We start from the raw sequence: 25,527 nt of genomic DNA, 5'->3' as shown, positions 1-25,527 counted from the left end.
TCCAGCGGGTTGCCGTCAGGGCGTGCGCGCCGGCTGACTCGGCGCTGCCGCGGACGGCGGCCCTGGATCCCGTTGATGTGCGCCCTGCTGCCCCTGGTCGTCCCAGGCCCTCCGCTGGGCCGCGGTCGTGTGGTCGCCGGCCGCGGACGCCATGTCACCCTCCTGCACGCGTGAAAGTGGCGACCCTTTCATCGGCTGAAAAGACTGGCGTTCCGGCCCCAGGATCCGGGGGTGCGCAGTCTCGGGCGGCACGTATAGGGAGAGACATGGCACGCAGGGCACACCGTCGGCTCCGCATCACTGCGACAGCGGGAGTCGTGGCGCTGGGACTGATCGTCGGCCAAGCAGCGGAGCAGCGAACAGCCGACTCGGCCCGCTCACCGATGGCTCACGAAGGCGCACACGCGGCGTTCTCCCAGGAGATGGACGAGAGCATGAAGTCCATGACGAAGGCCATGGCCGACTCCTCCATGACCGGCGATCCTGATCACGACTTCGCGGCCCTGATGGTGCCCCACCATCAGGGCGCCATAGCCATGGCCAAGGCGGTTCTCGAGCATGGCAAGGACCCCGTCCTGCGCAGACTGGCGCAGGAGATCATCGTTACGCAGCAGCAGGAGATCGGGGTGATGGAGAACCGGCTGTCGGCGAAGCCCGCGGCCCCGCGCAACGCGCCCCCCGCCGTGACACACCCGCGCAAGCGGAAAGCGGGGCCGCAGACCGACCCGGGTACGGGGCCGGTGATCCCGATATCCAGCCAGGATCGCGTCTACACCTCCGACCAGACGTCCAACACCGTGTCCGTGATCGATCCGGCCGCCAATCGCCTCTTGGGGGTGATCCGCCTGGGCGATCCGGTGCCGGGATCGCTCAGCCCGCTGTACCGGAACCAGTTGCTCGTCCATGGCGGGGGCTTCTCCCCGGACCACCGGACACTGGCCACCGTCTCCATCGGCTCCAACTCGGTTACCCTCATCGACACGGAGACCAACAAGGTCAAGGGCGTCGTGTACGTCGGCCGGTCCCCGCACGAGGCGTTCTTCACGCCCGACGGCAAGGAGTTGTGGGCCACTGTCCGGGGCGAGAACTACGTTTCCGTGATCGACCCCGTGCAGATGCGGGAGAAGCGCCGCGTCGCCACGGCCAACGGACCGGGCATGGTGCTGTTCCGTCCGGACGGCAAGTACGCCTTCGTGCCCTCCAGCTTCACCCCCGAGGTCGACGTCGTGGACACTGGGACCTACCGGGTCGTGGCGCGGGTGCCGCAGGCCAGTCCCTTCTCGCCCAACCTGGCGGTGAGCCGGGACGGCACCGAGGTGTGGTTCACGCTCAAGGACAGCGGCAAGACCCAGGTCATGAGCGCCCGGCCGCCTTTTCGGATCCTCTCCACGATCGACAGCGGGCCCATCAGCAACCATGTCACCCTCGTCGACAACACCGCCGGCAAGTTCGCCTACGTGACGGTGGGCGGCGAGAACGTCATCAAGGTCTACCGACGCGGCAGCACCCCGGCCCTGGTGGCCACCGTCCCCACCGGCGATCTCCCGCACGGGATCTGGGGCTCCGGTGACGGCACGCGCGTCTACGTGGGGCTGGAGAACCAGGACGCGGTCGTGGCCGTCGACACGCTCAAGAACAGGGTCATCGCGACCATCCCTGTGGGCCAGCAGCCGCAGCAGTTGCTCTACGTGCCGCGTGCCGTGCCGCACGGCAAGGGCACCGCCCATCTCGAGCCGCTCGGGGTCGCGGGCAAGGCAGGCCATCTCACGCTCTCCGCGCCGAAGGGCGAGAACGGCCATGCCCACGCCACGGTGTCGGTCAACGCACTCGGTGCCCTGGACCTCCTCCAAGTCGCGGCCACCGGCCTGAAGCCCGGTGAGAAATACCTGCTGTTGCTCACCGAGCACCGCACCGCCCCCTTCGGCCGCGAGCAGGCGCTCACCATGTTCACCGCCAACGCCGCGGGCGCGCAGGTCAGTCAGGCGATCGGGCTCATGCGTGAAGTGCTCACCCCGCCAGAGTCCTCGAAATCGGCACCGGCCCGGCGCTATCTCATCATCACGCCGGCGAGCGGTGGCACCCCCGTGGCCCTTCAAGACGAATCCCAGCCCATGCCTTCCTCGGAGGGTCCATCCCCGGACCCGGCCCCCATCGCGGGCGGTACCCAGCGCTGACGTCATGTCCTTCCGATCGCAGCCCCGACCGGCGCGCGCACACCCTTCGTGACCCACGCCGGCCCCGTGACTTCGACTTCAAGGTGAAAGGTGCTCCTTGACTGTCCGAGTCTGCGGCTGCCACGATCGACGGCATGACGATGCGACTGGACCTCACGCGACGACGCCATGTCGACCTCGCGCGTGTCTCCAGCGCCTGCTGTTGCACCGCGGCCTGATCGCCCTCCGGTCCGCCGCGTTCTCCCGGCACATGTCCGCGCGTTGACGCGCACGTGACCCACGACGCTCCTGGCGCCCGTACGGACGCGTGCGCGTGCTCCGTCCTTCGAAGTCGGCGCGCCGCCGTCACGTCGTAGCCCGCCGAACCGCGTCAGGGCCTGCCGCAGCCGCAGTGCATCCGCGCCCTGCGCGTGGTCCGGACCGAGGCCCTCGCCGAACCAGCCGGTGACTTCTGCCGGTTGCGCGATCGTGGACGTGCGCTGCCCCTCGTCGGGGAACGGACGGCCTGCGGCGGCAGCGACCGCGGCGGCGACACCGACCCCGGCGCCGACAGCGAGCCCGTCCCGGCGCACGCCTGATCGGCCCCCTGACCGCCCGCCCGCCCGACCGACCGCTCCCTCCCTCCCGAAAGAGGACCGCATGGCCACCGTCCTGTCCGTCTCCGGCAGTCCCTCCGTCTCCTCCCGCACCAACCGCCTGCTGCGCCACCTCGACCAGCGGCTGATCGCCCAGGGACACCAGGTGGTGCCGCTCGACGTCCGTACGATTCCCGCAGAGGCCCTGCTCGGCGCGGACTTCCGGCATCCGGCCATCGTCGAGGCCACCGAGTTGTTCGCTCAGGCCGACGGCGTCGTCGTCGGCACCCCCGTCTACAAGGCGTCGTACTCCGGCGTCCTCAAGGCGCTGCTCGATCTGCTTCCGCAGTACGCCCTCACCGGCAAGACCGTGCTGCCGCTCGCCACCGGCGGCAGCACCGCGCATGTGCTGGCCATCGACTACGCCCTCCGCCCCGTCCTTAACTCCATGGGCGCGGCGCACATAGTGCAGGGCTGGTTCACCTTGGACAAGGACATCACCGTGCACGAGGACGGCTCCCTCACCGTCGCACCGGGCGCGGGTGATGCGCTGACCCAGGTGGTCGACCAGTTCTCGGCGGCGCTCGGCTCCACCCCGCTGCTGGCCGCGGCGGGCTGAGCGGCATGCCGGGCCTTGTCCGTCCGCCGAGCCGAAGAGGTCCGTGACAGCGGGGGAGCCGGGCCGGCCGGAGGGGTCAGGGAAGTTCGGAGAGATGGCCGAGGTGGGCGTGGCGCACCTCGGCCGTCTGTCCCTGCACGAGCAGGAACATCGCCTCCCGGGCCAGTCGCTGGGCCCGGCTGCCGAGGGCCATGGACCGGCCGCCCCCGGCCACGAGCGCGGCGGTCGTCGCGGTCCGCATCAGATCGTGGGCCCGCAACTTCCATGCGAGCCGTTCCTCGATGCGTTCGTGCGGCACAGGGTGGTCCCACAGGACGTAGGCCTCCCGCCGTGCCTCGTCGAGACGGCCCCGCAGCGAACGTGCCGTCTCCTGCGCCTCCGGGTTGGCGTCCAGCAGATCGAGCGCCGCGTACGCCACCCCGAAGACGGCCGGGGAGGCGTTGGTGTTCCGGGGCCGGTCGACCAGGGCGAACTTCTCCCGAGGTGTGCGCAGTACGACTGAATCCCGGGACAGCCACAGGCCGTTCACATCCAGCGAGACCGTGTGCGCGGCGGTGAGCGCCGCGAGCCGCATAGGCGCCGTGGGGCGCAGCCCCGGCTGCTCTCGCGCCTCGGTGAAGGCGAAGACCACCTCGCCCGCCTCGGAGACGCCCGCGAGCAGCATCACGTCGTTCAGCGTCCACCCCGTGTACCACGGCACGGTCCCGTCGAAGCGCCAGCCGCCTCGCTCGGGCGTGGCCCGCACCGGGACCCGGGGGAAGGCACGGACGTGGGCATAGGCGATCCCGGACAGCAACTCGCCCCAGGCCAACGGGCCGAGCAGCCGCTCCCGCACGGGCAGTTCCGTCGACGCCAGCAGTTTGACCGGTGTGTAGTGCTGCGTCAGCACGAACCACGTCGAACAGCAGGCGCCGGCCAGGATCTCCGCGGTCTCCCGGGCCACCGCGGCGGGCGCTGCCGCCCCGCCGTACTCCGTCGGCGCGTTCACCCCGAGCAGCCCCGAGCCCTTGAGCGCCTTGACATGGCTCGCGGGTACGCCCTCCTGGTCGACGCGCTCCGCCTGCGGTCCGAGGAGATCGGCGGCCAGCTGACGGGCACGGACGACGAGCGGGTGCGCTGCGGTGGTCATGAGAGGCATTCTCCGTCAGCGGTCTCGCGGACCTGGTGCGATCCCGCCGAACGGGGGAACCGGCCAGGGCCAGGGCACCTGCGGGACCGGCAGGGCGGGGCATCCGCGGCTCTCCGGCCGCAACGAGCCGCCGGGTGTACCCAGCCTCGGTCGACTGGTCTAAACCCTTGACTGGTGTACATCAACGCGGTTGAGTGTGCCTCCGCAACCCCCCACCGCGGCCGCCCCCACGCCGTGGCCGGCCAGACCGGCGCGTGCGCGCAAGGGCCGCCTCGCTGCGCCCTTGCCGGGAGCGGCCGTGCCCGGGTTCGCGGAGCTTCACCCGGCGGCAACCTTCCCTGTCGGCGCCCGACCGCCGGGGCTGCTGTCATGAACCTGACTTTGCCTCGTCGAATGAAGGGCTCTGCCATGCGAACCCCCCACGCCCTGCTCGCGGCGGCCACCGCGCTGGCCGCCGCGGTTGTGGCACCCCCGTCCCCTGCGGCCGCCGCGGTCCCCGCCGCCGGTGCCTACTACGTGCAGAGCGCCACGACCGGGCTCAACGCGGCCGACAACGGGGGAGCCGTCGAACAGCACAACCCGAAGGGCAACGAGGACCACCAGCAGTGGAGCCTCAAGGCCGCCGGACCCTCGTACGTCCTCGAAAGCGCCGACACCGCGGGCAGTTGCCTCGGCCGCTCCGGCGACCAGGCGCGCACGGTCGCCTGTACGAGTGCCGACGCGGCCTGGGAGATCGCTCCGGCCGGCGGCGACCAGTACACGCTCAAGGCCCCCGGGACCGAACGCTATCTGACGGTCGCCGCCAAGCCCTCCGGCGCCAACTACCCTGCTCAGCTGGCCATCGGGCCCTCGGGCGGCCTCGCCTCCTGGTACCTCACACCGGTCACGTCTCCCACGGGCCCCATGCCGTCCCCGGACCAGCGCACCCTGGACCAGGTCACGTTCCTCACCGCGCACAACGCGTACGCCAACGGCGTCGACGGCGGCTTCGCCCCGCCGTTCGTGAACCTGGTGCCCAACCAGACCCGCGGTATCAACCAGCAACTCGCCGACGGTGTACGCGGGTTCATGCTGGACATCCACCAGACGCCCGACGGGGCCATCCTCTGTCACGACAGCTGCACCCTGGTCAGCAAGCCGGTCGCGCTGTGGGTGGACGTCCAGCGCATCGTGGACTTCCTGAAGGCGCACCCCGATCAGTTCATCACCGTCTTCCTGGAGGACTACGCCGACCCGGGCGTGCTGCGCAGCGAACTGGCCCGGGTGAACGGCCTGTCGGACGTCCTCTACCGGCCGGACCAGACCGGTGTGCGGCAGAACGGCTGGCCGAAGATGGCCGATCTGATTGCGGCGAACCACCGGTTGCTGATCTTCACCGACCACAGCCGCTCCTCCGACGAGGCCGCCGGACTCACCCGCGACAGCTTCGGCGTGATGTACCAGAAGGACTGGACGGTGGAGAACTACTGGTCCATGGGCTCGGGCATCGGATCCTCCGACTGGTCCTGCTACAGCCGTTGGTATGACGCGAACACCACCATCCCCCTCACCCGCACCGAACCGGCCTTTCGCCCGCTGTTCGTCATGAACCACTTCCGTGACGCGACGATCGCCTCCACGGCCCAGACCGACAACACCAAGCTGACCGACCGCGCCCAGCGGTTCTGCCAGCCCGCCGCCCGCAAAAAGCCCAACTACCTCGCGGTCGACCGCTACGACCTCGGGAACCCGGCCTCCGCCGTGAACACCCTGAACACCTACACCTATCCGTAAAGCGCTCCCCAAAAGCGCCTGCGCGGGCCCGAACGGTGTGCGCATCATCCACGGATGACCTCACAGACGATCACCGCGGACGCCGCGGGCACCTGGAAACTGGGCGACCTGCCCGTCAACCGCATCGGTTTCGGCGCGATGCGGCTGACGGGCAGCGCCGCCTTCCATCTGGGGACGCCGAGCGATCGTGAGCGGTCGATCGCCGTGCTGCGGAGGGCGGTCGAACTCGGCATCGATCACATCGACACGGCCGCCTTCTACTTCTCGTCGCTGCGTTCCGCCAACGAGCTGATCAACAGTGCGCTGGCGCCTTACGCCGACGACCTTGTCATCGTCACCAAGGTCGGCCCCCACCGTGACTGCTCGGGGGAGTGGGGCACCTCGGCGCGGCCGGACCAACTGCGCGGACATGTCGAGGAGAACCTGCGCCAACTCGGCCGCGACCACCTGGACGTGGTCAACCTGCGCCGGATGCGAAGCTGGGACTCGATCGCCGAACACTTCGGCGCGCTGGCCCAACTGCGCGACGCCGGGATGATCCGGCACCTGGGCATCTCGGGCGTCGAACCACGCCATCTCGCGGAGGCGCAGGCGATCGCGCCCGTGGTGTGCGTACAGAACCAGTACGGGCTCCATGCGCCGGACCCGGACGGGGACGAACTTCTGCGGCTCTGCGGTGAGCAGGGCATCGCGTTCGTGCCGTTCTACGCGGTCGCCGGGAACGGCGGCGCCCATGGGGCGGCCCACGACGAGGAGGACGAGGTCCTCGCCGTCGCACGGGCGCACAGGGCCACGCCCGCCCAGATCCGGCTGGCGTGGACGCTCCGGCAGGGTCCCCATGTGCTGGCCATCCCGGGCACCGGTGACCCGGACCATCTCGCGGAGAACGTGGCGGCGGGCGCGCTGCGACTGACGGACGACGACGTCACCCGCCTCGACGCGCTGCGTCGGCGGGGCTGAGGCATCAGGATGTCGAGGACGAGACCGGATCCGCCGCGCCGCTCAGGGTGCGCGGGGCGAACCGGGCGGTGGCGTAGAGGCACACGCCCAGCCAGCACGCGGCGAACAGCCAGCCGCCCAGGACGTCGGAGAACCAGTGGACGCCCAGATACACCCGGGTGAGGCCGACGAGTATGCCCCAGGAGAGAACGGTCACCAGGAGCGCCGTTCTGGCTCGTGGCGCGCGGGCCAGGATCGCGAGAGCCAGCAGGCCTGCCGTGATCGCGGCCGTCGTCGTATGACCCGAGGGGAAGGACCAGCCCGACGCCTGGGTGACCCAGTCACGCGTGGCCGGGCGAGGGCGTGCCACCAGGGTCATCACCCCGTACCGCAGTGTCTGGCCCGCGGCCAGGCAGGCGACCGCGGCGGCCACGCACAGGACCCGTCGGCGCGGGGTGCGTCCGGCCAGCAGACCGGCCAGGGCGGCGAGCAGGTACGGGACGGCTCCCGTGCCCGTGAACGTCACGGCCCGCGCCACCGCGACCACCGCGTCAGGGCGGTGGCCCACCGACCACGCCAGCAGGTCGGCGTCGCCGAACAGCGGGGAACCACCCCGTCCCCGCACGGTCAGCGCCAGCAGTACGAACGCCGCGAGGGCGCCCAGCGCCGTCGAACCGGCGAGGTCCGCGGTGTCGGCCCGCTTCACGCCGCCGCCCGGGGGACGTCGGGCGTGCGCCGCGATGCGGTGCACGGTACTGCGCCCATGTTCGTGGACCCCTCTCATAATGGACGTGCGGTACGGCCCTGGCCGGACCCACGAGGACTACACTTCTGTAGACGGTCTACAGAAATGTAGACGACCACGGGGTGAGGAAGGTTCCCATGACCGAAGCGAGGGACGAGCGCCGCCCGGCGGGCGAACTGGAAGCCGGCGTCATGGCCGCCCTGTGGGCCGCGGGCATGCCCCAGACCCCCGGCGAGGTGCAGGTGAGTCTGGGTGCCGGTCTCGCCCGTACTACGGTGACGACGATCCTCTCCCGGCTGCACGAGAAGGGCGTGGTCGACCGCAGGCGCCAGGGTCGCGGCTACGCCTACTTCCCCGTCCAGGACGCCCACGGCCTGACCGCCCGGCGGATGCACACCGAACTGGCCCGCGACAGCGACCGGCACACCGTGCTTGCCCGCTTCGTCGCCCAGCTCAGTGAGGACGACGAGCGCATCCTGCGGGATCTGCTGGAATCGGGTGAGCAGTGACCTTCCTGCTGCTCATCCCGCTCGCGCTGCCGTTCGTGACGGCACCCCTGGGCCGGCGCGCGCTCCAGCGGCTTGCCCCGGCGACCGCGCTGTGGCTGGTGACCGGCGCCACGGTCGTCCTCGCGTGCTGCTCCCTGACCGCGCTGGGCGCCTTCGTCCTCACCGGGCTGCTCAAGCTGCCGCTGTTCGCCGCGTTCGGGGACCTGGTCCGCCCGCTGCGCACCCCCTCGAACCTGGTCGTCGTGCCGGCGGCGGCGTTCTCCGTGGGCGCGCTCGCCGTGAGCCTGTGGACCGTGTGCCGCACTGTGACGCATCAGGCACAGGCCTTCCGTGCCGCCACCAGCGAGGCGGACCGCCGCTCCACCGCCGGTGACCTGTGCGTCATCGACTCCCCGCGCCCGGACGCGTACGCCCTGCCCGGACGCCCGCACCGCATCGTGGTCACCACCGGGATGCTGCGCAGTCTCAGCCCGGACGAGCGGGAAGCGCTGTTCGCCCACGAGCGCGCCCACAACGCGGCCGGACACCACTACTTCCTCGCACTCGCCGAGCTCGCCGCGGTCTGTCACCCGGGGCTGCGGCCCATGGGTGCGGTCATCCGGCTCGCCGCCGAGCGCGCGGCCGACGAGGTCGCCGCCACGGTGGTCGGGAACCGGCGGCTGACCGCCCAGGCGATCGGCCGGGCCGCGCTCGCCGCCCGGGCCGCCCAGGGGGAGCGGCCGTCCTTCGCCCCCGCGGCGACCACCGGGCCCGTGCCGCAGCGTGTCGCCGCGCTGCTGGCGGCCCCGCGGGCGCCGCACCGGACCGCCCGCTGGATCGCCGCCCTCCTCATCGCCTGCGCCGCCGTCTCCGCCTGCGCCTCGGCGACCGGGATCATCGGCTTCCACCACGCGGTCGAGGTCGCCCAGGGCGAAGAGGGCGACTGACCCGCCGGGGCGGCCTCCCGCCCCGAGGGGTGCCTTCCCCCCGAAGGGTGCCTTCCCGACCCGGCGGGCGCGCCTGCCCTCCCCGGAGTGCGACCCGCGCCTTGCCCGTGCCCGAGCCCGGCCGCTTGACGGGATGCCGTACGCTACGTGTTACGTATAACGCGGCAACACCGTGATGCCGTGACGCCGCACCCCCGGAAGGCCCGATGAGACGCATTGCCCTGGTCACCCTCGTCGTCGACGACTACGACGAGGCGATCCGCTTCTACACCGAGGCCCTGGGGTTCCGGCTCGCGGCCGACGAGCCGCGGCCCGACGGCTCCCGGTGGGTCGTAGTCGAGCCCGGCCTCGCGGACCACGGCACCGGTCTGCTCCTCGCCCGGGCCAAGAACGACGCCCAGCGCGGCCGGATCGGCGACCAGACCGGCGGGCGCGTGGGCTTCTTCCTGCACACGGACGACTTCGCCCGCGACCACGCCCGGATGACCGCCGCCGGCGTGACCTTCCTGGAAGAGCCGCGGCACGAACCGTACGGAAGTGTCGCCGTCTTCCAGGACCTGTACGGCAACCGCTGGGACCTGCTCCAGCCCGCTGACTGACCCTCTTCCCACCGCTCCGAACCGCCTGCTCAAGGAAAGACCCGCCATGACTGCTACGCGCGTAGACGCCGAAGTGATCCGCCGCCTGCCCAAGGCCGTCCTGCACGACCACCTCGACGGCGGCCTGCGCCCCGCCACCGTCGTCGAACTCGCGGCAGCGGTCGGCCACGCCCTGCCCACCACCGACCCCGACGAGCTCGCCGCCTGGTACTTCGAGGCCGCCAACTCCGGTGACCTGGTCCGCTACATAGCCACCTTCGAGCACACCCTCGCCGTGATGCAGTCCCGCGAGGGCCTGCTGCGCGTCGCCGAGGAGTACGTCCTGGACCTCGCCGCCGACGGCGTCGTCTACGCCGAGGTGCGCTACGCCCCCGAGCTGAACACCCAGGGCGGGCTGTCGATGAGCGAGGTCGTGGAGGCCGTCCAGGAGGGCCTCGCCGCCGGTATGGCCAAGGCCGCCACCGCCGGTACGCCCGTCCGGGTCGGCACCCTGCTCTGCGGCATGCGCATGTTCGACCGCGTCCGCGAGGCCGCCGATCTGGCCGTGGCCTACCGTGACGCCGGAGTCGTCGGCTTCGACATCGCCGGTGCCGAGGACGGCTTCCCGCCCGCCGACCACCTGGCCGCGTTCGAGCACCTGCGCGGCGAGAGCGTCCCGTTCACCATCCACGCGGGTGAGGCGCACGGTCTGCCCAGCATCCACCAGGCCCTGCAGGTGTGCGGCGCCCAGCGCATCGGCCACGGTGTGCGCATCACCGAGGACATCGTCGACGGCAAGCTCGGCCGGCTTGCGAGCTGGGTGCGGGACCGCCGTGTCGCGCTGGAGATGTGCCCGACCTCCAACCTCCAGACCGGCGCCGCCACCTCGATCGCCGAGCACCCGATCACCGTTCTGAAGGACCTGGGCTTCCGGGTCACCCTCAACACCGACAACCGTCTGGTCTCGGGCACGACGATGACCCGCGAGATGTCCCTGCTGGTCGAGGAGGCGGGCTGGAGCGTCGAGGACCTGCGCACGGTCACGGTGAACGCCCTCAAGAGCGCGTTCATCCCGTTCGACGAGCGCAATGCCCTCATCCGCGACGTGGTCCTGCCCGGCTACGAGGCCGCGCTCTGAAGCAGCCCTCCCACATAGGCGGCCTGTCCGACGTGCTGCAGTGCGTCGGACAGGACGCTGACGAGGCGTACGCCCAGAGTGACCGGCGGATCCCAGCCGTCGTCCACGACGCGCTCCAGGTCCTTGGCGGCCAGTTGCCGCAGGGCCCCGAGGGTCTGCTCGTGCACGGCGTCGTGGTATCCGGTCAGCAGGTCGCCGGAGTCGACCCGGACCTTGGCGACCTTCGCCGGGCTGTGGCCGTACCCGGTGTCGCGGCGCGGCAGATCGAGCCCGAAGCGCTTCTCCCAGTCCTGTGACAGCCATACCTCGTCGAGGTCGAAGGCGTCTGCGACATGGTCGTCCTGGACCCGGGTGAGGTGCCAGATCAGCCAGGCGATGGAGTTGGTCTCCGCGGTGGGCCGGGCGTTGAGGTCGTCCGGCCCCAGACCGTCGACGGCGGCATGGACTTCTTCCTGGATGCGGCTGTACGCGTCGATGAGGATGTCCTTCGCATGCATGGGTCCACCATCGCGCATCGTGCCCGCGGGCGTACGGCGAACCCGCCCGGCGAGCCGCTCGGTCCGTCCGGGGCACACCGCGTGCGCCACGGCCCCGGAGTGTGCCCCGCGTGCGTCGCGCGCCGGTCAGCCGGCCGGAGGCGTGTCCGGCGGGTCCGCCGGGTCCGTCGCGAGCAGGCTCATCAGCGCCCGCGCCGCCGGGCTGCTGGCCTCGTGCGGTGGCAGCATCGCGACTGTCTCGTACTCGGCGTCGACCTTGACGGGGAGCGAGACCAGCGTCGATGCCTCGGGCTTGGCCCCGAAGTGGCGCGGGACGACGGCGACACCGAGTCCCTCGTGGACCAGCTCCAGCAGGCTGTGCACGTCATTGACCTCCAGCGTCACGGTCCGCTGGACCCCTGCCTCCGCGAACACCGCGTCGGTGGTGCGGCGCGGTCCCCAGTCGGGGTGGAAGTCGACGAACGCCTCGCCTCCCAGATCCTCGGGGGTCACGGGGCCGCCCGTGGCCAGCGGATGCGAGGGATGACACAGCACGGTCATCGACTCGCTGGTCAGCGGGACGGACCGCAGCTGATCGGTGTCCGCCTGGGTGCGCACCGCGAACGCCAGGTCCAGCCGGCCCGCGGCGACCTCCTCGGCCAGCGCGCCCGATCCCGCCTGCCGCAGCCGGATCTCCACGTCGGGGTGGCGCCGCCGGAACGCGGCGAGCAGCCGGGCGACGGCCACCCCGGCGATGCACTGCTCGGTCCCCAGCGAGAGCGTGCCGCGCAGCACACCCTGCACGGCCGCCACCGCCTCGCGGGCCGCGCGCACCTGGGCCAGGATCCGCTCGGCCTCGACCAGCAGCGCACGGCCCGCCTCCGTGAGGGTGACACTGCGGGTGGTGCGCACGAACAGCGGGGCCTGCAACTCCCGCTCCAGTGCGCGGACCGAGGCCGACAGCCCCGACTGGGACACCATCAGTCGTTCCGCTGCCCGGGTGAAGTGCCGGTCCTCGGCGACCGCGACGAAGTGCTGGAGATGACGCAATTCCATGATTGAGAAGCCTAAGCGCTGAATCCTATCCGATTCCTCTGTTGGACCGCTGTACGGCGGTCGGGCGAGAGTGGACCGCGTTGTCAGTGAGCGTCCCTCTGGAGTGCACGTTGTACACGGCAGATTCCTTCCGTTACGAGGCCATGCCCTACCGCCGCACCGGACACAGCGGTCTGAGCCTGCCCGCGCTGTCCCTCGGCCTGTGGCACAACTTCGGCCCCGACCGCCCGGTGGAGACCCAGCGGCAGATCCTGCGCCGGGCCTTCGACCTCGGCATCACGCACTTCGACCTGGCCAACAATTACGGGCCGCCGCCCGGGGCCGCCGAGTCCGCCCTCGGCGACGCCCTGCGGGCGGACTTCGGCCCCTACCGCGACGAGCTGGTCATCTCCACCAAGGCCGGCTATCTCATGTGGCCGGGGCCGTACGGCGAATGGGGCTCGCGGAAGTATCTGCTGTCCTCGCTCGACCAGAGCCTGACGCGGACGGGCCTCGACCACGTCGACATCTTCTACTCGCACCGCTACGACCCCGAGACCCCGCTCGAGGAGACGATGGGTGCCCTGCACTCGGCGGTCCAGCAGGGCAAGGCGCTCTACGTCGGCGTCTCCAACTACTCGCCGGAGCAGACCCGTGAGGCCGCACGCATTCTGCGCGAACTCGGCACCCCGCTGCTGATCCACCAGCCGCGCTACTCGATGCTCGACCGCCGCCCCGAGGAGGGGCTCCTGGACACCCTCGACGAGCTCCAGGTCGGCTCCATCGCCTACTCACCGCTGGAGCAGGGACTGCTGACCGGCCGCTATCTCGACGGCGTCCCGGAGGGCTCCCGGGCCGCGAGCGACAGCCCGTTCCTGAAGGCAGACCAGGTCACCGAGGACCTGGTGCGGCAGCTGCGCGCGCTCGACGACATCGCCGGCTCCCGCGGCCAGTCACTGGCGCAGATGGCCCTGGCCTGGGTGCTGCGCGGCGGCCGGGTGACGTCGGCGCTGGTCGGCGCGAGCAGCGCGCGGCAGCTGGAGGACAGCGTGGCGGCGATCCGCAACCTGGACTTCGACGCGGAGGAGCTGGCGCGGATCGACGCGGCGATCAAGCTGCAAGGCGCTCACTGACGTCCCAGAGGCGGGCGGCCGCCTTCGGGTCGACCGCGTAGGGGAGCACGCCGGGGATCTCCGCGTTGACACGCCAGGCGGCCTCGTCCGCCTCGGCCACCAGCGGGCTGATGTCGCAGTTCTCGCAGTAGACCCCGCCCAGGCCGTCGAGCTGGGGGCTGGTCGCGCACCAGACGCTGGTGGCCGCCCCCTGGGCGACCGTCTTCAGCTGCCGGGCGGGGTCCCGTACGGGGCGACCTTCGTCGTCCATGGCGCCGGCCGCCCGGAGCACATCGTCGGAGAGGTGCTTGGCGAGCCCGGTGTCGATGATGGTGCCGGGGTGCACGGAGAAGGCCCGCACGCCTTCCGCCCGGCCGCGCCGGTCCAGCTCCACGGCGAACAGGGCGTTCGCGGTCTTCGACTGGCCGTAGGCGACGAAGGGCTCATAGGGCCGGTGGTCGAACTGCAGGTCCTCGAAGACGACGGGGGAGAAGCGGATGCCCCGGGAGGACACCGCGACCACCCGCGCCCCGTGGGCCGCGACCAGCGCGGGCCACAGCCGGGAGACCAGCTGGAAGTGACCGAGGTGGTTGGTGGCGAACTGCGCCTCGTAGCCGCGCGCGTCCCGGGTCAGCGGGGTGGCCATGATGCCGGCGCTGTTCACCAGGATGTGCAGCGGACGGCCGGAGGCCAGGAAGGCGGCTGCAAAGGCGTCGATCGAGGCGGGGTCGATCAGGTCCATCGGCTCGACCTCGACGCCGTCGACGGCACGGAGCGCGGCCCGGGCCCGCTCGACGTCCCGCGCGGGTACGACGACCTCGGCGCCCGCGGCCCGCAGCACCCGGGTCGTCTCCAGGCCGATGCCGGAGTAGCCGCCCGTGACGACGGCGACCTTTCCGGTCAGGTCGATCCCCGTGATGACCTCATCGGCGGTGGAGGCGGCGTCGAAGCCGGAGCGGACGGGCTGCTGTGCGGTGGTCATGGTGCGTGTCTCCTTGTGAATCCCTGGGTGTCCCCGGCGGGGCGCCGACGCGCCTTCCCTCTCCGGTCGGGCCCTCGGTGTCCCGGCGGGGGTGGTTCGCGGGCTGTCCGGACCACCGTAGGACGAGAGATCCGTACGATGAATGCTGGAGAATCCGCATTACTTGCGCGATAGTTCAGGTGTGTCCCTGGATCCTCTGTCCGACGCCCTCGCCGTCGCCGATGCCCGCTGTGTCTTCTCCGGCGGCTTCACGGCCGGGGGTGACTGGGCCATCAGGCTCCGCGGGCGGGACAAGCTCAAGGTCAATGCCGTGGTGCGGGGGCACTGCCTGCTGGTCCGCGAGGACGGCGGCGAGCCCCTTCGGGTGGAGGCGGGCGACATCGTCGTCTCCGACGGCAGACGCTCCTACGTGCTGTGCAGCGCCCCGGGCGTCGCGCCGCTGGACTCGAAACAGGTGGAGGTGGACCCGGGCGACCGCATGGCGCACCTCGGCGACGGCGAGGCCTTTTTGTGCGTGTCCGGTCATATCGACCTCAGCAGGGACAGCGGCGACCTGCTGCGCCGGGCCCTGCCCGAGATGATCCATGTGCGGGCCGCCACCGTCGAGGCCCCGGTGCTCGGCTGGTTGATCGGGCAGCTGCTGGGGGAGATGGCGGCGGGCCGCGCGGGCTCCGGGTTCGCCTCGGACCAGATCGCCCAGTTGCTCTTCCTCCAGGTGCTGCGGGTCTGTCTGGTGGATGCGCAGACGCTCCCGGCCGGCTGGCTGCGGGCGCTCGCCGACGAGCGTCTCGCCCCGGCACTGCGCCTGATGCACGGCGACCCGTCGCGCCCCTGGCAGCTCGACGAACTGGCCCGGGCCGCCGCCATGTCCCGGACCACCTTCGCCCTGCGCTTCAAGGAGGCGGCCGGAGTGCCGCCCCTGACATATCTCCTCAACTGGCGGATGAGCCTGGCCGCGCGGGCCCTGCGCGAGGACGACACCCCCGTGGGGGCCCTCGCCCAGTCCGTCGGCTACACCTCGGAGAGCGCCTTCAGCAACGCCTTCAAGCGCACCGTGGGCCTCGCGCCGAAGCGCTACCGGGACGCGGCACGGGGCTGACCCGGCGAAGCGCTACCGGGGACGCGATACGGGGCTGACCCGCCGAAGCGTGAGGGCGTACGCGGACGCGAGCCGACGGCCTCGGGGCGGGTGACGAAGACGCGGCCGAGTACCCGCGTACTCCCTGTCCAACCATCCCCAACCACCCCGATGGGCCGGGTGATCCTTGTGTTGTGGTGCGACGCGACCTGGCCAAGACTGGGCAAGTACGGGCAATTCGACTACGGCGTGCGACGCGGCCGTGTCGCACGCCGGACGGGCGGTCAACCGTGACGATCTCACCCTTCGGGTCAGGTGACCCCTTCTCCGATCTCTTCAACCGCTTCTTCGGCATGAGCCCGGCGACCTCCCCGCCTGCCGTGCAACGCGTCCCCATCGGACGGCTCCTCAGCGACTCCGCGCACGAGCTGCTGGGCGCCGCCGGCAGCCGGGCGGCGGAGGACGGGTCTGATCTCGACGCCGTCCATCTTCTGTGGGCCGCCACCCAGGTGCCGTCCGCACGCCAGGTCCTGGAGCAGGCCGGCGTGGATCCGGACCGGCTGGCCGCCGATCTCCAGGCGTCGTTGCCCTCCGGGACGGGCGAGGGGGAGCCCGCGCTCACTCCGGCGGCCAAGCGCGCCCTGCTCGCGGCCCACGCCCGGTCCCAGGCGGCCGACGCCTCCTACATCGGCCCGGAGCACATCCTCGCCGCGCTTCTCGATGACCCGCGCTCCCCGCTCGCCCAGACACTCCAGACCGAGGGTGCCTCGCCGGGCGCGCTGAGCGGCGCCGCGCGCGAGAAGCGCGCGGCGGGCGGCCACCCCGACACCCCGACGCTGGACGAGTACGGACGTGACCTCACCGACGAGGCGCGCAGCGGCCGTCTCGATCCCGTGGTCGGCCGGGCCGTCGAGATCGAGCAGACGATCGAGGTTCTCGCCCGGCGTACCAAGAACAACCCTGTCCTCATCGGCGAGCCGGGCGTCGGCAAGACCGCGATCGTCGAGGGGCTGGCCCAGCGCATCGTCGCCGGAGAGGTGCCCAAGGTGCTGAAGGACCGCCGGGTGGTGGCCCTGGACATCGCCGGTCTGGTCGCCGGGGCCCAGTACCGGGGCCAGTTCGAGGAACGGCTGAAGAAGGTCATCGACGAGGTCACCGGCGCCAAGAAGGGGATCATCCTCTTCCTCGACGAACTGCACCAGGTCGTCGGCGCGGGCGCCACCGGCGAAGGGTCCATGGACGCGGGCAACATCCTCAAGCCGGCACTCGCGCGAGGGGACCTGAGCGTCGTCGGTGCCACGACCCTCAACGAGTACCGCAAGCACATCGAGAAGGACGCCGCGCTCGAACGCCGCTTCCAGCCGGTGATGGTGCCCGAGCCGACCGTCGAGGAGACCACGGAGATCCTGCGCGGGCTGCGCGACTCCTACGAGGCCCACCACCAAGTCCGCTACCTGGACGAGGCGTTGGACGCGGCCGCCGCCCTCTCCGACCGCTACATCAGCGACCGGTTCCTGCCCGACAAGGCCATCGACCTCATGGACCAGGCCGGAGCCAGGGTGCAACTGCGCACCATGGACAGCCCCGCCGAGACCGCCGAGTTGGAGGAGCGCCTCGGGCGGCTGAGCCGGGAGAAGGACGAGGCGGTCAGCACCGAGGACTTCGAGCGCGCGAGTGAAATCAAGCGCAGGATCGCGGAGTTGGAGCAGCAGCTCTCGGAGATCACCGGCGGCGCCATGGCGACGCCCCCTCTCGTCACCGTCGACGACATCGCCGAGGTGCTCTCCGCGCGCACCGGCATCCCGGTCTCCCAGCTCACCGAGACCGAGCGTGAGCGGCTCATGAAGCTGGAGGAACTGCTGCACGAGCGCGTCATCGGCCAGGACCAGGCGGTCACGGCCGTGGCCCAGGCCGTGCGGCGCGGCCGGGCCGGCATGGGCGACCCCAACCGCCCCACCGGCAGCTTCCTCTTCCTCGGCCCCACCGGAGTCGGCAAGACGGAACTCGCCAAGGCGCTCGCGGAACTGCTCTTCGGCGACCCCGACCGCATGGTCCGCTTCGACATGAGCGAGTTCCAGGAGAAGCACACCGTCTCCCGGCTCGTGGGCTCCCCGCCCGGCTACGTCGGCTACGAGGAGGCCGGTCAGCTCACCGAGGCGGTGCGCCGCAAGCCGTACAGCGTCGTGCTGTTCGACGAGGTGGAGAAGGCCCACCCGGACATCTTCAACCTGCTGTTGCAGGTCCTGGACGACGGACGGCTGACCGACGCCCAGGGGCGTACGGTCGACTTCCGCAACACCGTCGTCATCATGACCAGCAACATCGCCTCCAAGCACATCCTCGACCACCAGGGCGACGTCGAGGAGATCAGGGACGATCTGATGGCGGAGCTCCAGGCGCACTTCCGCCCCGAGTTCCTCAACCGGATCGACGAAGTGATCATTTTCCATGCGCTGGACCGCGAGAACCTGGTGCAGATCGTCGATCTGCTCCTCGAAGGCACCCGGCGCCGGCTGCACGCGCAGGGCGTGCGGATGGAGGTCACCGACGCGGCCAAGGAGTGGCTCGCCGAACGTGGCCACCAGCCGGAGTTCGGCGCCCGGCCACTGCGCCGCACCATCCAGATGGAACTCGACAACCGGCTGTCGAACATGCTGCTCGACGGCACGCTGAACGCGGGCGACACGGTCGTCGTCGATGTCGCGGAGGACGAGCTGGTGCTCAAGCTCAAGGCGGTGACCGAGGAGGAGAAGGCCGCGCGGGCGGAGTCCGGCGACAAGGCGCCGGGCAGCTCGGAGGGCTCCGGCGAGCAGCCCCCGAGCTGGCCCGGCCCGATCTCCTAGGCGGCGGCCGTCGGCACGCGGTCCAGGAAACCGTGAACCGTGCGGATGCGTCCGTCGTCGGCCAGGGCGATCACGTCGAAGCCGGCGACGGGCGCCGAGCCGTCCGCGTCGCTCACCAGCTCCCAGGCGAAGCGGGCGATGTCGTGGTGCCCGTCGACCGTGCCGAGGAGTCGGAAGGAGAACCCCGGGAACTGCTCGTGCGCTCCTGCGATCACGGCGGTGATCTGCACATGCCCGGCGACGTCGGCCAGCGGGTCGGTGTAGGTCCCGTCCGGACCCCAGGCGGCGGCGACCGCCTTGGCCAGGGTCTGGGGGTCGCGGGCGTTCCACGCCTCGAGGTAGCGGGCGACGGCGGACTCGTGGCGCTGGGTGTCTGCGGACATGGCGGATCAGCCTCCAGGAAGGTCGTAAGCGCTGGTCGGACGTCGGTCTCCGGGGGCGTCGTGTCCGTCGGGGAGCCGATGTCTCCACCATGCCGGGGCGCCCGGCGGGCGTCGATTACCTCCCGGGTAAGGACGCTCTCGGTGCGGTACGGCGGCGCGGGCGCCCGCCGCGGCGGGCCGGGTCACTTCCTTTCGGCCAACGACGGCAGCGCATATGCCAGGAGACTGGCTGAAATGGCATGGTGACAGAGTGTCAGGAGTGGCGATACTCGAGTGACAGGGTGATTCGGCCCACATCCCGGAGCGGAGGATGCGCCGGGGCCGGACCACCCCCGTGCACAGCGCGCGCAGGCAAGGCACCACGGGCCCGCCCGGCACCGAGCACCGCACTGGGGGACGAACGTGCACGACGAATTCCTGTGCCATGTCACCGCATACGGCATCTGCGGCGGTCAGCGAGTCGGCGTGCCCTTAGGAACCTACCGCGCGCCGACCCTCGCCCTCGCACTGTGGTGGATGCGCGACCGTGCCTCCTGGATCGCCGAGCGACTCGACCCGGATCCGGACAGCCCGCACTTCCCCCCGAACTCCGTCGCCCCCGTCGCCGACACGGTCCCCGATGTGCCCAGTGTTCTGCGCGCCTGGTGCGGTGACACCGGCCGACAGGAACAGGTCGCCGACGAACTGGCCGCCGGACGGCTGGTCCGCGTCGCCGTCAGCGACGACACCACCGAGTACGAACTGCTCGCCGAGTCCGTGGACGCCCTGCGGATGCAGCGCTTCGTCCCCGCGCTCTCCACCCCGGCGGCCTGACCGGCCCCGTACGGCCCGCCCCCGACCGGACGCGTACCCGGGCGTACGGCCGGAGCCGCTCCGCGGCCTCAGTCGTCCGGGGCGCCGGTGGAGCCGCTGTCCGGCTCCGCCGTGGCCCTGCGCCGCGGAACCGGAGCGGGCACCTCACCGCGCCCGCCGCCCCGCCGCCGCATGAGCCCGGCCGCCGGGCCGGCGATGAAACCGGCGGCGAGACCCCACAGGGCGGCCAGGCCCAGAGCCGTCCACCACTGCGGCGTCAGCATCAGCACACCGGACAGGCCGCCGCTCAGGTCGCCCACGCCGAGGAGCGACAGCCCGTAGTGCGCCCGGATCCGGCACACCAGGCAGATCATCAGCACCGCCGACACCAGCGCGACGGCCATGCGCGCCGCGTGCCACCACGCCCGCGTCCTTGCCGGGGAGCGCGCCGCCATCAGCCACGCGGCGGCGAGGACGAGCAGGGCGTTCACGACGACAAGCCACCACACGCGGCCGTCGTGCGCGGAGAGCGTGCGCAGATCGAGCGTCGAGACGTCCGGCGTGCGCAGCACCTCGTCGAGCAGATGCGGCGCGGGCAGGCCGAACGGCCCGTCCACCCGGCCGTGCCAGGTCGCCCCCAGTCCGATGGTGAACAGCGGCCACACCAGATTGGGCAGCCCCAGCAGAATCACCGCGAGCGTCTGCGCGGGGTGCCCGCGCGTCGCCGCCACCACCAGCGCGATGACGATGCCCAGGGCGACGTACGCGAGAAGCAGGGCCACCACCGCGTACGCGGCGGGACGCAGGGACTCCTGACGGTGCCGCAGCCGGTCGGGGAGCGGGACCCCGGGCGAGACCAGCAGGGCGACGGCCAACACGCCCGCCAGCCACAGGAGTCCGAACACCACGGTCTGCGGCAGGTCCGTCGTGTAGCCGATCCGGGGAGCGATTCCGAACAACTGTCCGATGTCGCCGATCGTGCCGCCGCCGAGCGGGACCGGGAAGGTCTGGCGAGCCGCCAGCGCCAGGCCGATCAGCGCCGGCAGCCACAGCACGGCGATCCGGGCCGCCCAGCCCGCCAGTTCGGGCGCCCCCGCGACGGCCCGGTGCCGCAGCGGGCGCAGAAAGCCGGCGGCGATCACCAGCGCCCCCGCGAGCGTCACCGACAACGGCATCACTGTGAGCCCGGCCCGGCTGCCGGCCAGCGGGCCCGCGTCCCCCGCGAGCCGCACGCTGCCGCCGACCGCGACGACGACCACGGCCACGACCGCCCGGGGGAAGCCGTTCTCGGGGATGCCGGTACCGCCCGCCGCCCACAGCCCGAGGGCGGCGAGCGCTCCCATGACGACGAGTCCGGCCAGCACCGTCCACACGGCCTGGAGCCAGCCGTACGGGGCGATCGGCGGGCCGTCGGTGCGGACGGCGGCCCGGTCGGAGGAGGTCGGGGCACTCACGCTGCCACGGTAAGCAGCCCCTGCCCGCTCCGCCCGCCGACCTGGGCCGACCGCCTCAGTTCGCCCGCACCACGAGCGCGTAGTCCCCGAGCCCGAGGAGCCGGTCGCCCGCGACCTCGCCCAGGGTGGTGACCACCTTGTCGATCCGGCCGGTGGACGGGTCGAAGACCAGGTCCTGGACCGTGCCGCGCTCCTCGCCCTCCTCGGACAGCACCCGGATCCCCAGCACCTCGTGGCGCGGGCCGGGCGGGCCGGGGTCGGGCGGTCCGTCCGACGCCACGAGCACGGCGTCGGGGCCGACCGCGTGCAGGGCCTTCCAGGCGACGACCGTCTCCTTCCGGCCGCGCGGTCCCGCCACCCGCAGATGGGTGATCCGGCCGGCCGCCGCGTCGAGGGCGAGCGAGGCGAGCGCGCCGATCTCCCGCGCCTCGCCCAGCGTCACCACGGGCAGCCCGCGCGCCTCCGAGAACGTCATCACGGCAGCGGCCCCCTCTCGACACCCTCCGCGACGGGGCCGCCTCGCGACCGGTACGCCTCCACACGGGCCGCGAATCCGGCGAGGTCGTCCGCGACGAACCGGACCGCGTCCGCGGGAACCACCAGAGCCCGCCCCGACACCGCGAGAGTCTCTCCACGCGGCACGAACACCCGGCGCCGACGCCTGCGCGACCCCGCGACCAGCGACTCCCGCGCCTGGAGCCGGAAACCCACCACCCGACCGCTGGTGCCGCCCTCGACCACCACGTCCAGCACGACACCGATCTCCGTGCCCGCGTCCGTCAGCACCCTGGCGCCGAGCACCTGCCCCTGCGCGGCCTCTTTGCGCGCCACCACCGCGGACGACTCGGCCAGCACGTCCTGAGCGCGGATCAGCACGGCGTGCCGGCCCAGCGCGTGCACCGCGCCCCACGGCAGGCTCTTGTGCAGCGGTCCCGCCAGCAGACCGCGGCCGCTGAGCGTGAACCCCGTGATCCGGCCGGCCGGGCCGTCGAAGACCGTGTCCCGCACCTGGGCGACCGCGTCGCCGCCCAGCGTCACCACGGGACGCCCGGACAGTTCGCGCGCCCCCGTCAGCTCGTTCATCGCCCATCCCGCCTTCCGGGCCGGTCGCCCCGGCGGACCGCGATCACCGTGCCCGCCCGCCGGCGCGCCTGTACCCACAGCGACAGCCCGGACAGCAGCGCCACCGCCACCACCACGAGGACCGGCCACTCCCACCAGCTCACGGTCCACCTCCGGTACCCCGGCCCCGGCCGCCGTCGGCCGGGCGCCGTACCATGCGGATGCCCCGGACGCATCCGAAGATGCCCCGCGGTGCCGGCCTCCCCGCAGCCGGTCACCGCGCCCTCGGATCCGCTCCCGGGGGGACTGGAGACCGTATCGCTGGGTACGAGCACTGATGCGGTGTTCCTCCGACGAGGGCGCCGCGTCGTATGAAACCCGGATTTCCGAGAGAGAACCGCATGATGGAGCACATGGACGGAGCGGTGATACCTACTGACTTCGACATGCCCGTTGAGCCGCTGCGGCGGGCGGCGCACTACACAGGGGAGCCGGGGTCCATCGCCGAGGCCAGGGCCTTCGGGGAACTGTTCGTCGATCAGCTCAGGTCCGAGTGGTGTGCCCCGGTCGACCGGCGCGCCGCCGGCGATGTGCTGCTGGTGGTGAGCGAGCTGGTCACCAACGCGCAGCGGCACAGCCACGGCCCGTACATCCTGGAGCTGGAGGGCACCGACACGGCCGTCACGGTCGCCGTCTACGACAGCAGTGCGGCGCTGCCCCGGCGATATCCCAAGGACCCGGGGCGCGTCGGCGGTCACGGTCTGGAGATCGTCCATGCGGTGTCGGCGCAGGTCACGGCCGAGCTGGTGCCGGTGGGCAAGTGCGTACGGGCGCTCGTACGGCTGACCCGCTGAGCCGGCCGCGTCCGCACCCGAGCGGCCGGTGGTGCGGGCCCCCGCCATCGGCCGGAGCCGCCGGTCACCACCGGCCGTCCTGGGTCGCTGTCGACCGCCCCCCGCTCAGACGGCGTCGACCCGGTTCACCTCGTCCAGCATCCCGCTGCGCAACTGCTCGATGATGCGCTTGATGAGGCGCGAGACATGCATCTGGGAGCAGCCGAGCCGCGCGCCGATGTCGGCCTGGGTGGCCTCCTCCACGAAGCGCAGATGGATGATCGTCCGGTCCCGTTCGCTCAGCTTCGCCACCAGCGGGGCAAGGGTGTGGAAGTCCTCGACGAGACGCAGGCCCTCGTCCTCCTCGCCGATGAAGTCGGCGAGCACCGTCTCCCCGTCCTGGTCGTCCCCGGTCAGTGTGGCGTCCAGGGACGACGAGTTGTAGCCGTTGGCAGCGATCCGCGCCTCCATGACCTCGTCCTCGGACAGGTTCATCAGCGCGGCCAGCTCGGCGACGGTCGGCTCCCGGTCCAGGCGGGTGGAGAGTTCCTCGCGCGCCTTCGCCAGCTCCACCCGCAACTCCTGCAGGCGGCGCGGCACATGGACGGCCCAGGTGGTGTCGCGGAAGAACCGCTTGATCTCACCGACGATGTAGGGCACCGCGAAGGAGGTGAACTCCACCTCCCGTGAGATCTCGAACCGGTCGATGGCCTTGATGAGGCCGATCATTCCGACCTGGACGATGTCCTCCATGTCGTCGCCGCGGCCCCGGAACCGTCCGGCCGCGAACCGCACCAGCGACATGTTCATCTCGATGAGGGTGTTGCGCGCGTACTGGTACTCGTGTGTGCCCTCGTCCAGGGTGGTCAGACGGTGGAAGAACTGCCGGGACAGTTGCCGCGCGTCACGAGGAGCCACGGTCCGCGGATCCGTCACGGTCGGCAGGGGCCCCTCACCAGTCCTGGTACGGACGCTGTCGTCGGTGACCGTCGACCAGCTCATGGCGGTGTCCATTACCTTTACCTCTCCCACGAAACTCACTCTTCGGCCTTTTGGTTGTCGGCCTGTTGGGCGTCGTCCATCCGTGTGTGGGCGCGTCTACCCCGAAGTCGGCATCTCATGTGAGTGTTGTCGCCCGTATGGCGTGACGCCGTTCACGCGGCGGGGACCGTCGGACGGCTCGGCGGCCATGTGCCCTATGGCGGCGGTGGGTTCACCCAGGGCGCAACACTGCCCCCTTCCCGTCGCGCTCGCCGTCTCTAGGCTGAGGGGGTGAGCCCTCATGCGCCGAACGAAGCCCGCGTCATCCCGCTCCGCCCGAAGGGCGCGCAACCCCGCACGGGCACAGCGCCCGGCACCGGCACAGCGCCCCGCACCGCGCCGCAGCCGGGACCGGCGCCGCGGACGGCAGCGCCCAAGGAGCCGCTGTGGCGGGACCTCGTCGGGGAGACACTGCGGCGCGAACGACTTGCCCAGGAGCGCACGCTCAAGGACGTCGCGGAAGCGGCGCGCATCTCGATGCCCTATCTGTCCGAGCTGGAGCGCGGCCGCAAGGAGGCGTCCTCCGAGGTCCTCGCGGCCGCTGCCCGGGCGCTCGGGCTCGGTCTCGGGGACCTGCTCTCGCTCGCCCAGGACGAGTTGGCGCGAGGCGCCCGGAACCGGCCGGGCCGGGGCCGTACGTCGCTGACGGCCCGGCCGGGCGGTCGCTACGACGGGCTGTGCCTCGTCGCCTGACCGTCCCGCGGAGTCCGGCTCCCGGCCCGCCGGATCACTCGAACGTGCCTCGCCGGCCGAGAACTTGGTCGGCGAGGCCGTAGGCCACGGCCTCCTCCGCGGTGAAGATCCTGTCCCGGTCCATGTCCGCCCGCAGGGTCGCCACCTCGTGGTGCGTGTGCCGGGCGAGGACCTCCTCCACCTGGGAGCGGATACGGACCATCTCCTTGGCCTTCAGGCTCAGGTCGGAGACCGTTCCCTGCTGCCCGCCGGCCGCGGGCTGGCCGAGCAGCACCCGGGCGTGCCGGAGCACGAACCGCCGGCCGGGGTCGCCGCCGGCCAGCAGCACCGCCGCCGTCGAAGCCGCCTGTCCGACACAGAAGGTGGAGATGGGGGCCCGGACGAACGTCATCGTGTCGTAGATCGCCATCAGTGACGTGAACGACCCGCCCGGGGAGTTGATGTAGACGGCGATCTCCTGCTCCGGGTTCGCGGACTCCAGATGGAGGAGCTGAGCGATGACGACGTTGGCGACACCGTCGTCGATCTCGGTGCCGAGGAAGACGATCCGCTCGGAGAGCAGCCTGCTGAAGACGTCGTAGGACCGCTCGCCCTGCGCGGTCCGCTCCACGACGTAAGGAACCGTGTACGACCCCATG

The 25,527-nt window shown here is 71.7% G+C and carries 28 protein-coding genes; 16 read left to right on the top strand and 12 right to left on the bottom strand.

Features of this window, described 5'->3' with window-relative positions; translation table 11 throughout:
* Positions 1-266: 266 nt before the first annotated feature.
* The 4 genes from AB0L95_RS30550 to ssuE all read left to right on the top strand — a co-directional run bounded on the left by AB0L95_RS30550 (position 267) and on the right by ssuE (position 3,368).
* Positions 267-2,174: a DUF305 domain-containing protein gene (locus tag AB0L95_RS30550; RefSeq protein ID WP_365167032.1), complete on the top strand. Its 1,908-nt coding sequence runs from the start codon at positions 267-269 to the stop codon at positions 2,172-2,174.
* 134 nt (positions 2,175-2,308) lie between these two features.
* Positions 2,309-2,392 carry a putative leader peptide gene (locus tag AB0L95_RS30545; RefSeq protein WP_365167136.1) on the top strand — a complete coding sequence of 28 codons (84 nt, stop codon included), beginning with the start codon at positions 2,309-2,311 and terminating at the stop codon, positions 2,390-2,392.
* A 192-nt stretch (positions 2,393-2,584) separates the two neighbouring features.
* Complete coding sequence (locus AB0L95_RS30540; RefSeq protein WP_365167030.1) at positions 2,585-2,752, top strand: hypothetical protein; 168 nt, start codon at positions 2,585-2,587, stop codon at positions 2,750-2,752.
* A gap of 61 nt (positions 2,753-2,813) precedes the next feature.
* Positions 2,814-3,368 carry an NADPH-dependent FMN reductase gene (ssuE, locus tag AB0L95_RS30535; protein WP_365167028.1) on the top strand — a complete coding sequence of 185 codons (555 nt, stop codon included), beginning with the start codon at positions 2,814-2,816 and terminating at the stop codon, positions 3,366-3,368.
* A 76-nt stretch (positions 3,369-3,444) separates the two neighbouring features.
* Here the strand turns inward: ssuE and AB0L95_RS30530 are convergent, their stop codons facing one another.
* Positions 3,445-4,497 (bottom strand): acyl-CoA dehydrogenase family protein, encoded by a 1,053-nt coding sequence (locus AB0L95_RS30530; RefSeq protein ID WP_365167026.1) that lies wholly within the window; start codon positions 4,495-4,497, stop codon positions 3,445-3,447.
* A gap of 408 nt (positions 4,498-4,905) precedes the next feature.
* Here AB0L95_RS30530 and AB0L95_RS30525 point away from each other — a divergent pair, with 408 nt between their 5' ends.
* On the top strand, positions 4,906-6,270 hold the full coding sequence (locus AB0L95_RS30525) for an RICIN domain-containing protein (RefSeq protein WP_365167024.1): 1,365 nt from the start codon (positions 4,906-4,908) through the stop codon (positions 6,268-6,270).
* A 54-nt stretch (positions 6,271-6,324) separates the two neighbouring features.
* Positions 6,325-7,230, top strand: coding sequence for an oxidoreductase (locus AB0L95_RS30520; RefSeq protein WP_365167022.1), 906 nt, complete (start codon positions 6,325-6,327; stop codon positions 7,228-7,230).
* A gap of 4 nt (positions 7,231-7,234) precedes the next feature.
* Here AB0L95_RS30520 and AB0L95_RS30515 read toward each other — a convergent pair whose 3' ends face one another.
* Entirely contained in the window at positions 7,235-7,915 is a 681-nt protein-coding gene (locus AB0L95_RS30515) for a phosphatase PAP2 family protein (RefSeq protein WP_365167134.1), read from the bottom strand.
* Between the two features lie 176 nt (positions 7,916-8,091).
* Between AB0L95_RS30515 and AB0L95_RS30510 the strand changes: the two genes are divergently transcribed.
* The 4 genes from AB0L95_RS30510 (at position 8,092) to AB0L95_RS30495 (ending at position 11,105) form a co-directional block, all read left to right on the top strand.
* Positions 8,092-8,463: a BlaI/MecI/CopY family transcriptional regulator gene (locus AB0L95_RS30510; RefSeq protein ID WP_365167020.1), complete on the top strand. Its 372-nt coding sequence runs from the start codon at positions 8,092-8,094 to the stop codon at positions 8,461-8,463.
* Positions 8,460-9,389 (top strand): M56 family metallopeptidase, encoded by a 930-nt coding sequence (locus AB0L95_RS30505; protein ID WP_365167018.1) that lies wholly within the window; start codon positions 8,460-8,462, stop codon positions 9,387-9,389. The genes AB0L95_RS30510 and AB0L95_RS30505 overlap by 4 nt, the downstream gene beginning before the upstream one ends.
* A gap of 206 nt (positions 9,390-9,595) precedes the next feature.
* Positions 9,596-9,988 (top strand): VOC family protein, encoded by a 393-nt coding sequence (locus AB0L95_RS30500; protein ID WP_365167016.1) that lies wholly within the window; start codon positions 9,596-9,598, stop codon positions 9,986-9,988.
* A gap of 46 nt (positions 9,989-10,034) precedes the next feature.
* Positions 10,035-11,105 (top strand): adenosine deaminase, encoded by a 1,071-nt coding sequence (locus AB0L95_RS30495; protein ID WP_365167014.1) that lies wholly within the window; start codon positions 10,035-10,037, stop codon positions 11,103-11,105.
* On the opposite strand, the gene AB0L95_RS30490 is transcribed toward AB0L95_RS30495, so the two are convergent.
* Complete coding sequence (locus AB0L95_RS30490) at positions 11,087-11,602, bottom strand: DinB family protein (protein WP_365167012.1); 516 nt, start codon at positions 11,600-11,602, stop codon at positions 11,087-11,089. The genes AB0L95_RS30495 and AB0L95_RS30490 overlap by 19 nt on opposite strands.
* A gap of 126 nt (positions 11,603-11,728) precedes the next feature.
* Positions 11,729-12,637, bottom strand: coding sequence for a LysR family transcriptional regulator (locus AB0L95_RS30485; protein ID WP_365167010.1), 909 nt, complete (start codon positions 12,635-12,637; stop codon positions 11,729-11,731).
* 110 nt (positions 12,638-12,747) lie between these two features.
* Between AB0L95_RS30485 and mgrA the strand changes: the two genes are divergently transcribed.
* The gene (mgrA, locus tag AB0L95_RS30480) at positions 12,748-13,749 is read left to right on the top strand and encodes an L-glyceraldehyde 3-phosphate reductase (protein ID WP_365167007.1); all 1,002 of its coding nucleotides are present in this window, start codon (positions 12,748-12,750) and stop codon (positions 13,747-13,749) included.
* On the opposite strand, the gene AB0L95_RS30475 is transcribed toward mgrA, so the two are convergent.
* Positions 13,727-14,710, bottom strand: coding sequence for an oxidoreductase (locus AB0L95_RS30475; protein ID WP_365167004.1), 984 nt, complete (start codon positions 14,708-14,710; stop codon positions 13,727-13,729). The two genes, mgrA and AB0L95_RS30475, sit on opposite strands and share 23 nt — an antisense overlap.
* 181 nt (positions 14,711-14,891) lie before the next feature.
* On the opposite strand from AB0L95_RS30475, the gene AB0L95_RS30470 reads away from it, so the two are divergent.
* On the top strand, positions 14,892-15,809 hold the full coding sequence (locus AB0L95_RS30470) for an AraC family transcriptional regulator (RefSeq protein WP_365167001.1): 918 nt from the start codon (positions 14,892-14,894) through the stop codon (positions 15,807-15,809).
* 269 nt (positions 15,810-16,078) lie between these two features.
* A complete protein-coding gene (locus AB0L95_RS30465; RefSeq protein ID WP_365166998.1) occupies positions 16,079-18,631 on the top strand; it encodes an ATP-dependent Clp protease ATP-binding subunit in 2,553 nt (850 codons plus the stop codon).
* On the opposite strand, the gene AB0L95_RS30460 is transcribed toward AB0L95_RS30465, so the two are convergent.
* On the bottom strand, positions 18,628-19,014 hold the full coding sequence (locus AB0L95_RS30460; protein ID WP_365166996.1) for a nuclear transport factor 2 family protein: 387 nt from the start codon (positions 19,012-19,014) through the stop codon (positions 18,628-18,630). The two genes, AB0L95_RS30465 and AB0L95_RS30460, sit on opposite strands and share 4 nt — an antisense overlap.
* A 402-nt stretch (positions 19,015-19,416) precedes the next feature.
* On the opposite strand from AB0L95_RS30460, the gene AB0L95_RS30455 reads away from it, so the two are divergent.
* Positions 19,417-19,827 (top strand): hypothetical protein, encoded by a 411-nt coding sequence (locus tag AB0L95_RS30455; protein ID WP_365166993.1) that lies wholly within the window; start codon positions 19,417-19,419, stop codon positions 19,825-19,827.
* A gap of 68 nt (positions 19,828-19,895) precedes the next feature.
* On the opposite strand, the gene AB0L95_RS30450 is transcribed toward AB0L95_RS30455, so the two are convergent.
* From AB0L95_RS30450 to AB0L95_RS30435, 4 genes are all read right to left on the bottom strand, one after another.
* On the bottom strand, positions 19,896-21,206 hold the full coding sequence (locus AB0L95_RS30450; RefSeq protein WP_365167131.1) for a streptophobe family protein: 1,311 nt from the start codon (positions 21,204-21,206) through the stop codon (positions 19,896-19,898).
* 109 nt (positions 21,207-21,315) lie between these two features.
* The gene (locus AB0L95_RS30445) at positions 21,316-21,735 is read right to left on the bottom strand and encodes a PRC-barrel domain-containing protein (protein WP_365166991.1); all 420 of its coding nucleotides are present in this window, start codon (positions 21,733-21,735) and stop codon (positions 21,316-21,318) included.
* On the bottom strand, positions 21,735-22,343 hold the full coding sequence (locus AB0L95_RS30440) for a PRC-barrel domain-containing protein (RefSeq protein ID WP_365166987.1): 609 nt from the start codon (positions 22,341-22,343) through the stop codon (positions 21,735-21,737). The genes AB0L95_RS30445 and AB0L95_RS30440 overlap by 1 nt, the downstream gene beginning before the upstream one ends.
* Positions 22,340-22,486 carry a hypothetical protein gene (locus AB0L95_RS30435; RefSeq protein ID WP_311694682.1) on the bottom strand — a complete coding sequence of 49 codons (147 nt, stop codon included), beginning with the start codon at positions 22,484-22,486 and terminating at the stop codon, positions 22,340-22,342. Before AB0L95_RS30435 ends, AB0L95_RS30440 begins: the two co-directional genes overlap by 4 nt.
* A gap of 237 nt (positions 22,487-22,723) precedes the next feature.
* Here AB0L95_RS30435 and AB0L95_RS30430 point away from each other — a divergent pair, with 237 nt between their 5' ends.
* Entirely contained in the window at positions 22,724-23,176 is a 453-nt protein-coding gene (locus AB0L95_RS30430) for an ATP-binding protein (protein ID WP_365166984.1), read from the top strand.
* Between the two features lie 105 nt (positions 23,177-23,281).
* Here AB0L95_RS30430 and AB0L95_RS30425 read toward each other — a convergent pair whose 3' ends face one another.
* Entirely contained in the window at positions 23,282-24,169 is an 888-nt protein-coding gene (locus tag AB0L95_RS30425; RefSeq protein WP_365166982.1) for an RNA polymerase sigma factor SigF, read from the bottom strand.
* 258 nt (positions 24,170-24,427) lie between these two features.
* Here AB0L95_RS30425 and AB0L95_RS30420 point away from each other — a divergent pair, with 258 nt between their 5' ends.
* The gene (locus AB0L95_RS30420) at positions 24,428-24,889 is read left to right on the top strand and encodes a helix-turn-helix transcriptional regulator (protein WP_365166980.1); all 462 of its coding nucleotides are present in this window, start codon (positions 24,428-24,430) and stop codon (positions 24,887-24,889) included.
* 34 nt (positions 24,890-24,923) lie between these two features.
* On the opposite strand, the gene AB0L95_RS30415 is transcribed toward AB0L95_RS30420, so the two are convergent.
* The gene (locus AB0L95_RS30415) at positions 24,924-25,526 is read right to left on the bottom strand and encodes an ATP-dependent Clp protease proteolytic subunit (protein WP_365166978.1); all 603 of its coding nucleotides are present in this window, start codon (positions 25,524-25,526) and stop codon (positions 24,924-24,926) included.
* Between the last annotated feature and the right edge of the window lies 1 nt (position 25,527).

This window comes from Streptomyces sp. NPDC052036 (assembly GCF_040680495.1).
Taxonomy (GTDB): Bacteria; Actinomycetota; Actinomycetes; order Streptomycetales; family Streptomycetaceae; genus Streptomyces.
This window is presented reverse-complemented; position numbering and strand designations above follow the sequence as displayed.